This window comes from uncultured Lutibacter sp., assembly GCF_947493565.1.
Taxonomy (GTDB): Bacteria; Bacteroidota; Bacteroidia; order Flavobacteriales; family Flavobacteriaceae; genus Lutibacter; species Lutibacter aestuarii.
Map to the genome: position 1 here is coordinate 119,819 of NZ_CANLRG010000007.1, position 15,974 is coordinate 135,792.

Sequence of the window (15,974 nt, forward strand, 5' to 3'; positions counted from 1 at the left end):
ATTAACAGTTTTTAGGCTTATAATGTATATTTACCAAAAAAGAAGATTATTTTATGATTAGATGGATTATTTTTATTGTTTTTGTATTGTTTATTGATTTTTATGCATTTCAAAGCGTAAAAACCATTACCAAAAACAAGTATATATTGCTGTTTTATTGGTTAATTTCGTTTGCGGTTTTAGGAAATGTTATTTATCAACTAACAACTTTTAATAATTCGAAAGGATTAACACAAGCTGTGATGTTAGCTTTTGGCTTGGTAATTTTATCAATTACCCCAAAAATACTGGCAATTGTTGTGTTATTTAGTGAAGATATTTTTAGAATTGTAAAATCAGGGTTCAATTATTTTTCATCTAAACACACTGGGAATTTTTTTCCAGAAAGAAGAGAAGCTGTTAGTAAAATTGCTTTAGGAATTGCAGCCATTCCATTTAGTTCAGTTTTGTATGGGATGGTTAAAGGAAAATATAATTATCAAGTTATAAAGCACACGTTATATTTTGATGATTTACCAGTTGCTTTTGATGGTTATAAACTCACACATATTTCAGATATACATAGTGGTAGCTTTGATAATGAATCAAAAATTGACTATGGAATTAATTTAATAAATGAACAAAACTCTGATGTAATTTTATTTACGGGTGATTTGGTTAATAACACTGCAGATGAAATGGATCCTTGGATTTCAAATTTTAGCAAATTAAAAGCAAAAGACGGTAAGTATTCAGTTTTAGGGAATCATGATTATGGAGAATATGTGCGTTTTAAAACCCCGCAAGAAAAAGAAGAAAATTTTAAAGCTATAAAAGATATTCATCCAAAAATTGGATTTAACTTATTGTTAAATGATAGTGTTTATTTAGAAAAAGAAATTGATAAAATTGCCTTAATTGGAGTTGAAAACTGGGGAACTCGATTTAAAAAAGCGGGAGATTTAAATTTAGCTTCATTAAAAGTAAAAAAAGAAGACTTTAAAATTTTATTAAGCCACGACCCATCTCACTGGAATACAGAAGTGAAAAACCATGATACAAAGTACCACTTGACATTAAGTGGCCATACCCATGGAATGCAGTTTGGAATTGAAATACCAGGAATTAAGTGGAGTCCGGTACAATATGTGTATAAACAATGGGCAGGCATTTATAAAGGGTATGGAAAGTATCTAAATGTTAATCGCGGTTTTGGATTTTTAGCTTTTCCTGGAAGAGTTGGAATTTGGCCAGAAATTACAGTAATTACACTGAAAAAGAAATAGATATCCTTTTTTTAATTTAAAATGTTACATTTGTATAGTTACAAATTGTTATTTTTTGAGGTTTTGTTCAAAAAAATATAAAAGAATATGGCAAAATTTGGAGAATTAATTAGCTCAGATATCCCTGTTTTAATAGATTTTTATGTAGAATGGGAAGAAGAAAATTCCGATGATTTTCACAGTGTGCTTCGTGATGTTGCAGCTGCTTTAGGTGATAAAGCAAAGGTGATTAAAATAGATATTGAAAAAAACGAAGTATTGGCTAATGCTTTAAGAATAAAAGGGAATCCTACATTTATAATTTATAAAGATGGTGAAATGAAATGGCGTCAATCAGGTACTCAAGACGCTAATACACTTATAAATTTGGTGCAACAATACGTATAGTTTTAAGTTATTTTCTTAAAACTATAACCTTTGTGCGAGTAGTATTCCAAAATTTTAGGCAATACATAATATAGTTTTTCTTTAGCTTTTAAGCTGTCGTGAAAAACTATAATACTTCCATTTTCAGTATTTCTAACCACATTTTCTAAACATTTTTCAGGGCTAATTTTTAAATCAAAATCGGCACTTAACACATCCCACATAATTATTTTGTAACCTTGTTTTCTTAGTTTTTTTGATTGCGATAAACTTAATTTCCCATAAGGAGGTCTGAAAAGTTTAGAGGTATTATTAATAAAATTAGTTGTTTTTAAACAATCATCAATATATGCATAAGTAGTAGTTTTCCAACCATTTAAATGATTGAATGTGTGATTACCAATAGAATGCTTTGCTTCAATAATTTTTTGATAAATTTCTGTGTTTTCTTGAATGTTTTTGCCTATGCAAAAAAAAGTAGCCTCTGCATTGTATTTAGCCAATTCTTTTAAAACCCAAGTAGTTATTTCTGGGGTAGGACCATCATCAAATGTTAGGTAAATAACTTTATTTTTTCTAGAAAAACTCCAAGCCCAATTATTGAAAAATAATTTAAGAAAACTTGGAGTTTTAATAAAATATGGTTTCATATTTTTGAATTATTCGTCTTCAATTAAAAAATCAAATAATTTTAAATAGCTAACATATTCTTCTTTCATTGCTGTAGAAAATTCTTCTTCATCATAACGAATGGTAGTTCTTACAATTTGATCGTACATTCTTAAGCTACGTTCAATTTCATCAAAAACGCCTTCAATATTATTAGGGTCAAACTGACTGTAATAGGTTAGTTGTTCTTGTAAAACAGTATTTAATTCAGCAGTTAATTTACGTGCTTTCTCAGTTTTTTCTAGCATATAATATAAATCTACATATGAAATTAACATGCTGTAATGGCCAAATTTGTGAACAGGCATTTTTTCTAACGAAATATCAATTATTTCTGCTGCTTTATCTAACTGATTTTCTTCAATTAATTTTCGAGCCAAGCGCTCCATGTTATTTCTATAGGTAACGGAGTTTTTACGTGTTTCAGGATCTAAGTAAATATTGTCGTCGGTGATATTTCTCCAATCCCAATTTTTAACATTTTCATACATTATGTCTGTGTTAATTCTTCCCATTTCAAAGAAATTTCCTTCATCGGGTGTTAAAATTGGCACAAACTTATAAGTCATACCATCCAACTGTAAATAATCTTTTAGCCAAATATATTCTTCATCAGCTTGAGCACCACCTGTAAAATAGATTGCTTGTTTCCAATTGTTGTTAGCTAAAATATCTAACATTAAAATTCTGTTTTTAGTAAGCGCACCATTAAATTCAATATCAATATAAGGAACAATTAAATCGGCATCTTTTTGGGCAACAATACCATTTTTTAGCACCGCATTTTTATCAACTGGAATTCTAATTTTATTTGTTGGAAGTACTTTTTCAAAAATTCCATCATCATCTAAATCGTATTTAGTTACGTCATTATCGCTCTCAATCCATTTCATAAAATAATCAATATCTACAACAGAATCTTTAAACTGAGGGAATAATTCTTCAAAATAATAAGCTACATCTAGAGTTCCCCATTTGTATTTGTCATGGGTTAATTGTGATGGAATAGGAGGCGCTTTATATGTTTTACGCTTCATTTGATCAATATACCAGTCGGTTTGAAAAAGACTGGTGTTAATCAATTTAAGATCGGTTCTATAATTTTCCACTTCTTGCATATACCATAAAGGGAAGGTATCATTATCACCAATAGTAAATAAAATGGCATTTTCATCACAAGAATCTAAATAAGCTTTTGCATTTAAATGTGATGTGTATCTGTTAGATCTATCATGGTCATCCCAATTTTCTGAAGCCATTAGGGTAGGTACAGCAAGTAAAGAAATTAATGAAACTGCAATGGCAACTGAATTTTTATTGGCGTAATTTTTTAGTTTGTCGTAAAGAGCATATACTCCAAATCCAATCCAAATAGCAAAAATATAAAATGAACCAACTACGGCATAATCTCTTTCTCGAGGTTCAAATGGTTTTGGATTGGTGTAAAAAATAATTGCTAAACCAGTGAAAGCAAAAAATAGGAATAAGGTGTAAAAGTCGTTTTTATCCTTTTTTAAATGAAAAAAGAATCCTATTAAACCTAAAATTAGAGGTAAAAAATAGTAGGTGTTTCTACCTTTGTTGTTTTTTACATCTGAAGGTAAATTGGTTTGAGGGCCTAAATGCCATTCATCAATAAATTTAACGCCACTTAACCAATTCCCATTTTGTAGGTCTAATTGTCCTTGTTCATCATTTTGTCTTCCTACAAAATTCCACATAAAATATCTTCCATACATGTATCCAAATTGAAAATCAACCATAAATTTGATGTTTTCAATAAAAGTTGGTCTTCTTTTGCTTGCTTGTGGAATTCCAGCAATAGCCTTGTAATTTCTAATTACAGAGGCATCAGTACTTACCATTCTTGGAATAAATCCTTTGTGTTTACTGCTCCAATTAGGGAGTGCATCTTTATAATGATTAACAATCACATACTTTCCAGTTTTTTCATCTTTTTCATATTTTGGCTTATCATCTTTGGTTGGATTGCTTTTATCTGATTCTCTATTATAGATCAAAGAATAATAAGTGTCGTAAAATACATTGGCATCGCCGTATTGTTCACGGTCATAATAAGCTAATAACTCACGTGCACTAGATGGATTGTTTTCATTAATGGTAGTGTTAGCATTGGCTCTAATAGGTAACATAAGCCAGGATGAGAAACCAATCATAATAAATAATACAGAAAGTATAATTGTATTAGCGTTTACCAATTGTTTTTTATGAGTGTAGTTAATTCCATAGTAAAATGCTGCAATTAATACAATTCCAGCGATAATACTTCCTGAATTAAATGGCAGCCCAATTGAATTCACAAAAAATAATTCTAAAGCACTAAAATATTTCAAAGTATAAGGGAATAACATTTTAAAAACAAATACCAATACCATAATTGAAACAATATTTGCAATTATAAACTGCTTGGTATTTAAAGATTTATATTTTTTGAAAATGTATAAAAATACGATGGAAGGTATTACTAATAATGAAAGTATATGAACTCCAAAAGATAACCCAACAACAAAGCTTATTAATAGCAACCATTTGTTACCTTGAGGTTGGTCTAAGACCGCTTCCCATCTTAATCCTAACCAAAATAATAAAGCCATTAAAAATGAAGACATTGCATAAACTTCACCCTCTACCGCACTAAACCAAAAACTGTCAGAAAATGTATAGGCTAATGCCCCTACTAAACCACTACCTAATATTGCAATAAAAGAACTTTTAGATATTTCAGTTGAATTGGAAGCTTTTTTTACTAATTTTTGAGCTAAAATTGTAATAGTCCAAAATAAAAACAGGATGGTAAATGCACTGGCTAAAGCAGACATGAAATTAACCATTTTAGCTATTTCTGTAACCTCACTTGTAAACATGGCAAAAAATGCTCCTAACATTTGAAATAAAGGAGCTCCTGGAGGATGCCCAACTTCCAGTTTTACAGCAGTTGAAATATACTCTCCACAATCCCAATAACTAACGGTTGGCTCTAAAGTTAAAGTATAAGTAAGTAGTGCAATAGAAAAGGTAACCCATCCAAGAATGGTGTTCCATTTAGTAAAATTGAATGAATTCATAAAAAAAAATTTATCGAGGCGAATTTAGTAAAATTAAACTTAAATATTGAAAGTAAGAACGCTATGAACTCAGAAATAACTATTAAAGTATCGTTAAAAATTTTTTCTTTAAAAAAAACTAAAAATTATTTGTTGAATTAAAACTTTGGTTTAAATTTGCACTCGCAAAATGACCCATGGTGTAATGGTAGCACTCCGGTTTTTGGTATCGTCAGTCAAGGTTCGAGTCCTTGTGGGTCAACAAGCAAATAAAATATCCCTTTAAACATTGAGTTTAGAGGGATTTTTGTTTTTTAAGTGCTTCATTAAAAAATTTAATGCATAATATTCTTTTCAGTTGGTTTATAGTTGATTAAAGTAGCTAAGTATTTCTTATTTTTAGCTAAATAATGTTTTTTTGAACTACCATTTAGAAACATAGTTTATAGATTATTTTAAAAAAACATATATAATAGTAAAAAATACATTTATTTTGTAAGAAATAATTTAAACATCATGCAAAAACATTTAATTCTAAGAGTTTTTATTTTATTTGGATTTACTACACAAATATTTTCACAAGAAAAAAATCCAATAACTAATTACAAATTTTATATTGAAAATAAACAAATGATTGGTGATAATAAATTAAAACCTAGAGCATCATTTAGTTCATTTTCTTCTTCTGAAAATGCGTTAACAAATGATATATCAAAATCTTATTATAAATTATTAGATGGTTTTTGGAAATTTAATTGGGTAAAATCGCCAAAAGATAGACCTACGGAATTTATGAACCCTAATTCCGATATTTCAAATTGGGAAACTATTAAGGTGCCTTCTAACTGGGAGGTTGAAGGTTTCGGAATTCCTATTTATGTAAATCATCAATATGAATTTGCAGATTACAAAGCAATGATTGCTGATGATATGGAGTTAGAAAATAAAATGTATCCTAAAAACCCAGGAGATGTTCCAGATAATTACAATCCTGTTGGTTCTTATCGAAGAGATTTTACAGTGGATAGTAATTGGACTGAAAAGGAAGTGTTTTTGCATATTGGAGCTTTGAAATCTGGAGGTTTTGTTTGGTTAAATGGACAATATATTGGATATTCTCAAGGAAGTAAATTACCTTCTGAATTCAACATCACTTCAGCATTAAAAGAAGGAAAAAATACCATTGCAATTCAAATTTTTAGATGGACTGATGGTAGTTATTTAGAATGTCAAGATTTTTGGCGTATTAGTGGAATTGAGCGAAGTGTTTATATGTACGCGCAGCCTAAAGTTAGAGTTGAAGATTTTGAAGTTGTTTCTACACTTGATAATGGTTATGAGAATGGAATTTTTGACATTACCGTTTCATTAAATAATCATACATCAAAATCAAAAAAAGTTGAATTGAGCTATAAACTTTTTGATGAAAATCAACAAATTATTTCATCAGGAAAATCAAAAGTTACCATTAATTCTATAAAAAATGAGACTATAAATTTTAATGATCAATTAAAGCAAGTAAAACAATGGAGCGCAGAGCATCCAAACTTATATACCCTGCTTATTGAGTTGAAAAATTCTAAAGGAAAGCTGCTAGAGGCAATTCCTTCTAAAATAGGATTTAGATCAGTTGAGATTAAAAATGGACTTCTTTTAGTAAATGGACAACGAATTACACTAAAAGGAGTCAATGCACAAGAAACAGATCCTGAAACAGGTCATGTAATGTCTGAAGAAATGATTTTAAAAGACATTCGTTTATGGAAAGAAAATAACATAAATGCAGTGAGGTTAAGTCATTATCCAAGAGGAAGAAGATTTTATGAATTGTGCGATGAATATGGAATATATGTAGTAGATGAAGCCAATATTGAATCTCATGGAATGTATTACGGAAAATATTCATTAGCCAAAAAACCAGATTGGGAAAAAGCTCATGTAGATAGAATGCTTAGAATGGTAGAAAGAGATAAAAATCATCCATCTGTAATTATTTGGTCTATGGGTAATGAAGCAGGTAATGGAGTTAACTTTTTTAAAGGGTATAATGCAATTAAATTAGCAGACAAAACAAAGCGACCAGTACAATACGAAAGAACATACAAAGATAATGATGGAAATTTATTTGATATGGATATCAATACCGATATTATTGTACCACAATATCCATCACCTCAACTTTTTGAAGAGATAGGAAAATCTAAAACCGATAGACCTTTTATACCAAGCGAATATGCACATGCGATGGGAAATAGTACAGGTAACTTTCAAGACTATTGGGATATCATAGAAAAGTATGACAATCTTCAAGGAGGTTTTATTTGGGATTGGGTAGATCAATCTATTTGGAAAACCAATGATAATGGAGAGCGCTATTATGCTTATGGAGGAGATTATGGAGAACATATGCCAACAGATAATACTTTTTTAAATAATGGAATTGTATTTCCAGATCGTTCACCGCAACCTGCTTTATATGAAGTGAAAAAAGCACATGAGTTTATAAATTTTAAAGACAAAGGAATTAATAGATCTAATGAATTAAGAGTTTTAGTCGAAAATTTATATGATTTTACCAACTTAGATCAGTTTGCTATTACAGCAAATATCAAGGCTGATGGAGTTGTTTTAAAAACGATAACTGTAGGTAATATTTCTGTAGAAACTCACACTGGGAAACTAATTAGAATAAACTTAGACAATATCAATTTTAAAGAAAATACTGAGTATTTTGTCGAGTTTTCAGCAACTACTAAAAATAGCTGGGGAATTTTACCAAAAAACTTTGAAGTGGCTCGTGAACAAATAGTACTAAAAACAAAATATTTATATGCTAAAAATAATAACATTGTTAAAAAGAACGAGTTAACATTGAATAATAATTCAGAAAATATTTTAATACAAAATAAAAACGTAACTATAGTTTTTAATAAAAAACAAGGTCGTATTAGTTCCTATAAATATTTAGGAGATGAACTTTTAAAAGATGGAAAAGGGCCTCAACCTAATTTTTGGCGAGCAGTAACGGATAACGATTTTGGAAATAAAATGCATCTTAAAAATGTTGAGTGGAAAAAAGCTTCTCTTTTTTCAGAAGTAAATAAAATAACTTCCGTTATAAATAAGAATGGCGATGTGGTGTTAAATGTGACTTATAATTTACCAGGAGTTGAAACTACATTTAATTCCAAATACACAATTACTGGTGAAGGTTTAATACAAATTGATAATACATTAAACCAAACTAACTATTTAGCAGATATTCCACGTATTGGAATGCGTATGCAATTACCAAAAGAGTATGATACTATGGAGTATTATGGTCGTGGTCCTTGGGAAAATTATCAAGACAGAAAAGCATCAGCTTTTATAGATGTTTATAAATCTAAAGTAAAAGATCAATACGTACCATACATTCGACCACAAGAAAATGGTTATAAAACAGACGTACGATGGGCTTCTTTTTCAAATAAAAAAAATAACGGATTATTAGTGATTTCAGGTGAAAATTTAAATGCGCTTGGATTGAGTGCGTTACATATGCCAAATGAAGATTTTGATACCACAGAGGGCATAGTTTATGGCGATGTAAAAGATGTTGATGAAAAATACAGAATTGATGGAATTCCTAAAATTAATGCTTCAAAACACACTATTGATGTTGTTGAAAAAGATTTAATTCAATTAAATATTGACCTAGGTCAAAGAGGTGTAGGGGGAGATGATAGTTGGTACTCGATGCCTCAAGAAAAATATCAGTTAAAAGGAAATGTTAAACATTCTTATTCTTTTTATTTACTTCCTTATAAAAATAAAACAACCAAAGATTTTATTAATTTAAGTAAACAGTATTTAAAGATTCCAAAAAAATAAACTTCAAAACAAATTTTTAAAACCTTTTAGCTAGCTAAAAGGTTTTTTTATGTTAAACCATAAAACTTCTTTTCACAAAATTTTAATAAAAAATAAATTAATAAGGTTTAGTAAATGCTTAAATTTATGACTTATAATCAAATTAAACTAATCTAAACAATTACCAAATGCTTAAAATGTATAAAAAGGGATGGATTTTTACATTCTTCCTAAGTGTACTAATGTTAGTACCTTCGACTCAATTTTTTGCTCAACGAAAGAAAAAAAAATCTTCAGAAAGTAAACAATTTGAATTAAAAGAAAACATGTTAAATATACTTAAATTTAGAAGTATAGGTCCAGCGGCTTATTCTGGACGTATTTCTGATTTAGCAGTAAACCCTGATAATCCTTCAGAATACTATGTTGGTGTAGCATCAGGAGGTTTGTGGAAAACCATAAACCATGGAACAACTTTTGAGCCTATATTTGATGATCAATCTGTTTTTTCAATTGGCTGTTTAGCAATGGATCCAAATAATTCAAATGTAGTTTGGGTAGGAACAGGGGAAAACAATTCTCAGCGTAACCTAGCCTATGGAGACGGAGTTTATAAAACTACTGATGGAGGAAAAACATTTACTAATATGGGGCTCAAAACAAGCTCTCAAATAGGTAAAATTATGATTGACCCAAGAAACAGTAATGTAGTATATGTTGCTGCACAAGGGCAAGCATGGGGGCCAGGAGGAGAAAGAGGTTTGTATAAAACTACCGATGGTGGGAAGACTTGGAATAGAGTTTTAGAAATTGGAGAATATACTGGAGTATCTGATATGGAAATGGATCCTAGAAATCCAGATATTTTATATGCCTCAGCTCATCAACGCGAACGTAGAGTTTATTCAAAAATTAATGGAGGACCTGAATCAGCAATTTATAAATCTGTTGATGCTGGAGCTTCTTGGACAAAACTTAAAAAAGGGCTGCCAAAGGGTGATGTTGGTAGAATAGGGTTGGCATTATCACCAGCAAATCCAGATATAATTTATGCAGTAATTGAGCTTCCTGGAAGCAAAAGTGGATTTTATAGATCTACCGATATGGGAGAAAGCTGGGAGAAAAGAAGCGATAAAGGAACAACAAGTCCTCAGTATTATAATGAAGTTTATGCAGATCCATTAAATCCTAATCTAGTTATTTTAATGGATACAAGAAATGCACTTTCTGAAGATGGAGGCGTTACTTGGAAAAATATTGAAGGAAGAAATAAACATGTGGATAATCATGCAATTTGGATTGATCCTAAGGATACCAACCATTATTTAGTAGGATGCGATGGTGGTTTATATGAAACGTTTGACAGAGCAAAAACTTGGCAATTCAAGAATAATTTACCAATAACTCAATATTATCATGTAAGAGTAGATAACGAATTTCCTTTTTATAATGTGTATGGAGGAGCACAAGATAATGGTTCTTGGTTTGGACCTTCACAAACACATCGAAGAAACTTAGTAAATTCAGATTGGACGTATACCATTGGAGGAGATGGCTATCTTTCTATTCCTGATCCTAATAATCCTGATATCCATTACTGTGAGTCTCAGTATTGTGGATTAAGAAGATACGATAGAACAACTGGAAATAGTATTTCAATTCAACCACAACCAACAACTGATGAAGAATATAGATGGAACTGGAATACGCCATATTTTCTTAGTCCATTTAACTCAAAAACACTATATGTAGCAGGAAATTATGTATTTAAAAGTACAGACATGGGAGGTACATGGAAAAAAATTAGTGGAGATTTAACCCGTCAAATAGATCAAAATAGTCTGCCAATGATGGGGAAAATTTGGCCACCTGAAGCAATTGCTAAAAATTTATCAACTTCTAAATTTGGAAATATTTTTGCATTAGCAGAATCACCATTAAAGCAAGGAATGATTTATGCTGGAACCGATGATGGCTTGATTTGGATTACTGAAAATGATGGTGAAAATTGGACAAAGTTTGATAAATTCCCAGGAGTTCCAGAAATGACTTTTGTAAATTATGTACTGCCATCTCAACATAATGAAAATGTAGCATATGCTTGTTTCGACGGAAGAAAAAACAGCAGCGATTTTAAACCATATTTGTTAAAAAGTACCGATAAAGGTAAAACATGGACATCAATTGCTGCAAATTTACCTTCGGGTACTGTTTATTGCATTCAAGAAGATTTTTTAAATCCTAATATTTTATTTATTGGAACAGAATGGGGAGTTTGGACAACGATTGATGGAGGTAAAAAATGGGTGCAAATTAAAAATGGTATCCCAACAATTCAAGTAAAAGACTTAACAATTCAACAACGTGAAAATGATTTGGTTGTTGCAACTTTTGGACGTGGTTATTATGTGTTAGACAATTATTCTTCATTAAGACATTTAAATGAAGAGATTGAGAGTAAGGAAGCACATTTATTTGAGATTAAAGACGCACTTTTATATTTTCCATCAAGTAATTTAAATTATCAAGGAGATGTTCATTTTAGAACGCCTAACCCAAATCCTTCTGCCAAGTTTGAATATTATGTGAAAACAGGGTATGAAACCTTAAAACAAAAAAGAATTAAAGCTCAAAAAGCCGCTGAAAAATCTGGAACTTTTGTGTATCCGTCAGAAGAAGAATTAATGGCTGAAGAGCAAGAGGATAAACCAACATTAATTTTTACCATATATGATAGTAAAAATAATATTATGAGGAAATTAACATCGCCATTAAAAAGTGGGTATAATAGTATTTTTTGGGATTTAAGTTATTTATCAAATCGTGGCGCAAAAGTGGTTCCAGGAGAGTATAAAGTTGCAGTTGATAAAAATGTTAAAGGAGAATTTACTCGTTTAGTTGAACCAAAATCATTTAAAGTAGTTTCATTACCAAATGGGTTAGGAACACCAAATTATGAGAGTAATTTTGAATTCCTAAAACAAGTTACAGATTTAAATGTAAAAGTAATGGCAAGTAGAACACAAATTGAGAAAGTGAATACTACGTTGAAAAATATGAAGACTATTTTAAGTAATATGCCTGTTGAAGCAAGTGTTTTAGTAGATAAGATTAATGATTTACAGAAAGAAACTGATGCTATTTCAAAAGTTATTATAGGAGGTTTTGGGGCAAAAAATTCAGTAGCTAGCAGACTTGGTTTTTCAATGTATGCTACAAGATCTGCCCAAGTAGATGTTACTGGAGCGCAAAAAGAACAATTTGAAATTGCTAAAACTCAGTTTACGGCTCAAGAAACTGATTTAAAAAAGTTAGTGATGGAAAAATTACCAACGCTTCAAAAAGAGTTTGAGACAAAAGGAGGAGTGCTTTATAATATTCCTGATAGACGTAGGTATTATGAAGATTAATTAAAATTTTATTGATAGTCATAAAAATCTCTTTAGTTTTCTAAAGAGATTTTTTTATTTAAGATGAAAACCCTTTAATAAATAACTTCAAAGAAGAAAAATGTAGTAAATTTATCCAACTATTTATAAAAATTGAAATACCAAAAAAACTGTAACATGGTACCTTTGATCACTATAGAAGAAAAACTAAAAGAACGAATAAAAGAACTTACTTGTTTATATGAGGTTACTTCGATTATAGTAAATTGTGATTATGACCAACTACAAAAAAGTTTACAAGCTATAGTTATTTGCCTAAAAGATGCTTTACGTTATAGTGAACAAGCCTGTGTAGAAATTAAAACCGATGATTTTTTTGTTTCCACAGAAGAGTTTCCAAAAAAAATGGTTCTTATAAGTTCACCAATTCATATGTTTAATAAAGAAGAAGGAGTTTTAAAAGCAGGGTATTTAAATACTAATTTTACAGAAAAAGTATTTTTATATGAAGAAAAATTACTTTTAGCTAAAGTTGCTATTGAAATAGGTAATTTATTAGAGCGTAAAAAAATTCAAGAAAATGAAGCTCTTTTAAAAAGAAAAGTTGAACGAGCTGATAGAATTAGTATATTAGGTGAAATAACAGCTGGAATTGCTCATGAGTTAAATACACCATTAGCAAATATTTTAGGTTTTGCTGAACTGTTAAAAAGTAGGTCAAAAAAAAATAGCCAAGCTGAAAAAGATATTGATAAAATTATCAATAGTGCAATTTATTCAAGAGAAGTGGTCAAGAAACTTATGTTTTTTGCCTGTGAGATGCCTCAAAAAAAAGAGCTAGTAACCATAAATGAAGTAATAACAGACGCCATAAATTTACTAGATCCAACATTCAAAAAGAACAAGATAACCTATTATTTAAACTACAGTCATCCTTCAATTCAATTAAAAGTAGATATCATTCAACTCACTCAAGTTATTTTTAATCTAATTTTAAATGCCATTTATTTTTCACCCGAAAAAGGGGAAATTATTATCAATGTAACAGACAATTTAAAAGATGTTGAATTAAAGATTTCTGATGAAGGACCAGGAATAAAAAATAGTATTTCAGACAAAATATTTGAACCCTTTTTTACTACAAAGCCTGTTGGAGATGGTTCAGGCCTAGGTTTAAGTGTGGTTCACGGTATTATTAAAAGCCATCAAGGAGCTATTAAACACGAACCTAATTACCCTAAAGGAACTACCTTTGTTATTAATTTTCCTAAATTATAGATGTAATGACTTTAAAGCAAGAAAACATATTAATTGTTGATGATGATATTAATATATTAGAACTTATCCAAAGACATTTACAAGATTTAAATTATCATAGTTATAAGGCAATATCTGTAAAAGAAGCCATTCAAATTTTAAAAGATACTTCTATCGACTTACTAATAACAGATCTTAAAATGCCTGAAGTTGATGGTTTTCAGTTGATTAAGTATGTGTCGGAACATTATCCATCATTGCCAAAATTAGTTGTTACGGGTTACCCATCATTACATGAGGCAGTTGATGTTATGAAATCTGGAGCTATTGATTATTTAGTAAAACCTTTTACTAAAGAAGAATTAAAAGAAGCGGTTTTAAAGTCATTTTTACAAAAACCAAAAACAAATTTTACATCATCTAAAGTTGAAAAATCAACTAATCAAAACTATGGTGAATTAATTGGAAATTCGAAAGAATTAAAAAAAGTGACTGAAATTATTGAAAGAGTAAAAAATAATAAAGCAACTGTTTTTATTCATGGAGAGAGTGGTACAGGAAAAGAATTAGTAGCAAGGGCAATTCATTATATGGGGAAATTTGCTCGTGCCCCATTTATAACAGTTAATTGTGCAGCCATTCCAGAATCTTTATTGGAGTCCGAATTATTTGGGTATGTAAAAGGAGCTTTTACGGGTGCGGATTCTAATAGAAATGGTTTTTTTCAAGCTGCTAATACTGGAACTATTTTTTTAGATGAAATTGGAAGCGCCCCATTGGCTGTTCAGGCAAGATTATTAAGAGTGCTACAAGAAAAAGAAATTACTAAAATTGGTTCGCAAAAAGTTGAAAAATTAGATTTGAGAGTTATTACGGCTACCAATAATAATTTAGAGGAACTCATTCAAAAAAAATTATTTAGAGAAGATTTATATTACCGTTTAACGGTAGTTCAAATTAAGATTCCACCACTTAGAGATAGAAAATCTGATATTCCTCTTTTAGTTGATAAATTTTTATTTAAGTATGGAGTAGAGTATAAAGATAAATTTATAAAAATTTCATCGGAAGCAATGGAAATTTTAATGCGTAATCACTGGCAAGGAAATATTAGGGAACTTGAAAACGTAATACAACAAGCTGTAATTTTATGCGATAATAATATTGAGATTAAAGATTTACCTAACTATCTTAAATTTAAAATTAATTTTGAAAATTCTACATTATTATCCCTTAAAGAATTTGAAAAAAACTACATTCTTAAAGTTTTAGCAGCTACTAACAATAACAAAACTAAAGCTGCAGAGATTCTTCAAATTGATAGAAAAACACTACGTCAAAAAATTCAATAGAAAATTTACATTTAACTGAGAGTTTTTGTTTCACATGGGGAATATTTCCTCAATTCATTTTATTTAAAAGATTCCTCAATGTGCTTGTAATCAAGTTGTTGAGAAATTATTTAGTTGCCTTTTATAGATTTGGAATAACTATTGATATTTGTATTTAAAATTAAATAATATCATTATGTATAAAATAGATAGTAGTTTATGTTCGACTTGCATTCATTTAAAGTCTTGTACATTAACTGAGAGTAAGCGATTTATTTGGTCATGTAGTGAATTTGAAGTAAATAAAATTAATGAAAAACATGATATAGAGATTAAAAAAACAGAATTTGAATTTAATTAAAAATTAAACTTGTTAAAAAAATGCCATTATTTTATAATCACGAATCTGATGAAGAAATAAGTGTAAAGCTGCAAACTAAAGAGTTGGCTAATTGGATTGAGCATTTAGAGTTTGTAACCACTGAAATAAATCATTTACTTAAGTTAAAAAAAGAGTTAGTAATAAATAAAATTTTAGAAAAAGAGTTGCTTGATAAAAAAGAAGAAAATGAAGTTTTATTGAGTATTTTCTATAATTACAGAAGTAAAGTTGAAAATTCTATTGAATGTATGGATATAGCTTGTGATATGTATTATCTAAACCAGCAAGAGATTTTTAGAGAACAGTATTTATTTCATATCAGAGAATATAGAGCTTTAAAAGCTGAAATTTTAGCATAATTTTTTAATGTGTTTGAGTAAAAATTGTTATGAAAAAGC

General features: G+C 29.5%; 9 protein-coding genes and 1 tRNA gene. 8 read left to right on the plus strand and 2 right to left on the minus strand.

Annotation, left to right across the window (positions count from 1 at the left end):
- The first annotated feature begins 53 nt into the window (after positions 1 to 53).
- Positions 54 to 1,265 carry a metallophosphoesterase gene (locus tag Q0714_RS10395; RefSeq protein ID WP_298264748.1) on the plus strand — a complete coding sequence of 404 codons (1,212 nt, stop codon included), beginning with the start codon at positions 54 to 56 and terminating at the stop codon, positions 1,263 to 1,265.
- Positions 1,266 to 1,352: 87 nt separating this feature from the next.
- The gene (locus Q0714_RS10400; protein WP_298264750.1) at positions 1,353 to 1,652 is read left to right on the plus strand and encodes a thioredoxin domain-containing protein; all 300 of its coding nucleotides are present in this window, start codon (positions 1,353 to 1,355) and stop codon (positions 1,650 to 1,652) included.
- Positions 1,653 to 1,654: 2 nt separating this feature from the next.
- Here Q0714_RS10400 and Q0714_RS10405 read toward each other — a convergent pair whose 3' ends face one another.
- Together Q0714_RS10405 and Q0714_RS10410 are read right to left on the minus strand one after the other, a co-directional pair.
- Positions 1,655 to 2,281 carry a polysaccharide deacetylase family protein gene (locus Q0714_RS10405; RefSeq protein WP_298264752.1) on the minus strand — a complete coding sequence of 209 codons (627 nt, stop codon included), beginning with the start codon at positions 2,279 to 2,281 and terminating at the stop codon, positions 1,655 to 1,657.
- Positions 2,282 to 2,290: 9 nt separating this feature from the next.
- Complete coding sequence (locus Q0714_RS10410) at positions 2,291 to 5,386, minus strand: DUF2723 domain-containing protein (protein ID WP_298264754.1); 3,096 nt, start codon at positions 5,384 to 5,386, stop codon at positions 2,291 to 2,293.
- Positions 5,387 to 5,556: 170 nt separating this feature from the next.
- On the opposite strand from Q0714_RS10410, the gene Q0714_RS10415 reads away from it, so the two are divergent.
- From Q0714_RS10415 to Q0714_RS10440, 6 genes are all read left to right on the plus strand, one after another.
- Positions 5,557 to 5,627, plus strand: a tRNA-Gln gene (locus Q0714_RS10415).
- 254 nt (positions 5,628 to 5,881) lie between these two features.
- The gene (locus tag Q0714_RS10420) at positions 5,882 to 9,238 is read left to right on the plus strand and encodes a glycoside hydrolase family 2 TIM barrel-domain containing protein (protein WP_298264756.1); all 3,357 of its coding nucleotides are present in this window, start codon (positions 5,882 to 5,884) and stop codon (positions 9,236 to 9,238) included.
- A gap of 167 nt (positions 9,239 to 9,405) precedes the next feature.
- Positions 9,406 to 12,627: a glycosyl hydrolase gene (locus Q0714_RS10425; protein ID WP_298264757.1), complete on the plus strand. Its 3,222-nt coding sequence runs from the start codon at positions 9,406 to 9,408 to the stop codon at positions 12,625 to 12,627.
- 156 nt (positions 12,628 to 12,783) lie between these two features.
- Positions 12,784 to 13,884, plus strand: a complete 1,101-nt coding sequence (locus Q0714_RS10430; RefSeq protein ID WP_298264759.1) for a HAMP domain-containing sensor histidine kinase — start codon at positions 12,784 to 12,786, stop codon at positions 13,882 to 13,884.
- A gap of 5 nt (positions 13,885 to 13,889) precedes the next feature.
- Complete coding sequence (locus tag Q0714_RS10435) at positions 13,890 to 15,215, plus strand: sigma-54 dependent transcriptional regulator (protein ID WP_298264761.1); 1,326 nt, start codon at positions 13,890 to 13,892, stop codon at positions 15,213 to 15,215.
- Between the two features lie 360 nt (positions 15,216 to 15,575).
- Positions 15,576 to 15,935 (plus strand): hypothetical protein, encoded by a 360-nt coding sequence (locus Q0714_RS10440; RefSeq protein ID WP_298264762.1) that lies wholly within the window; start codon positions 15,576 to 15,578, stop codon positions 15,933 to 15,935.
- Positions 15,936 to 15,974 lie beyond the last annotated feature (39 nt).

What these genes read in the sequence shown, in the direction of transcription:
- Q0714_RS10435 (WP_298264761.1), top strand. Translation starts at nt 13,890, where the DNA reads ATGACTTTAAAGCAAGAAAACATATTAATTGTTGATGATGATATTAAT.
- Q0714_RS10405 (WP_298264752.1), bottom strand. Translation starts at nt 2,281, where the DNA reads ATGAAACCATATTTTATTAAAACTCCAAGTTTTCTTAAATTATTTTTC.
- Q0714_RS10410 (WP_298264754.1), bottom strand. Translation starts at nt 5,386, where the DNA reads ATGAATTCATTCAATTTTACTAAATGGAACACCATTCTTGGATGGGTT.
- Q0714_RS10440 (WP_298264762.1), top strand. Translation starts at nt 15,576, where the DNA reads ATGCCATTATTTTATAATCACGAATCTGATGAAGAAATAAGTGTAAAG.
- Q0714_RS10425 (WP_298264757.1), top strand. Translation starts at nt 9,406, where the DNA reads ATGCTTAAAATGTATAAAAAGGGATGGATTTTTACATTCTTCCTAAGT.
- Q0714_RS10395 (WP_298264748.1), top strand. Translation starts at nt 54, where the DNA reads ATGATTAGATGGATTATTTTTATTGTTTTTGTATTGTTTATTGATTTT.
- Q0714_RS10430 (WP_298264759.1), top strand. Translation starts at nt 12,784, where the DNA reads ATGGTACCTTTGATCACTATAGAAGAAAAACTAAAAGAACGAATAAAA.
- Q0714_RS10400 (WP_298264750.1), top strand. Translation starts at nt 1,353, where the DNA reads ATGGCAAAATTTGGAGAATTAATTAGCTCAGATATCCCTGTTTTAATA.
- Q0714_RS10420 (WP_298264756.1), top strand. Translation starts at nt 5,882, where the DNA reads ATGCAAAAACATTTAATTCTAAGAGTTTTTATTTTATTTGGATTTACT.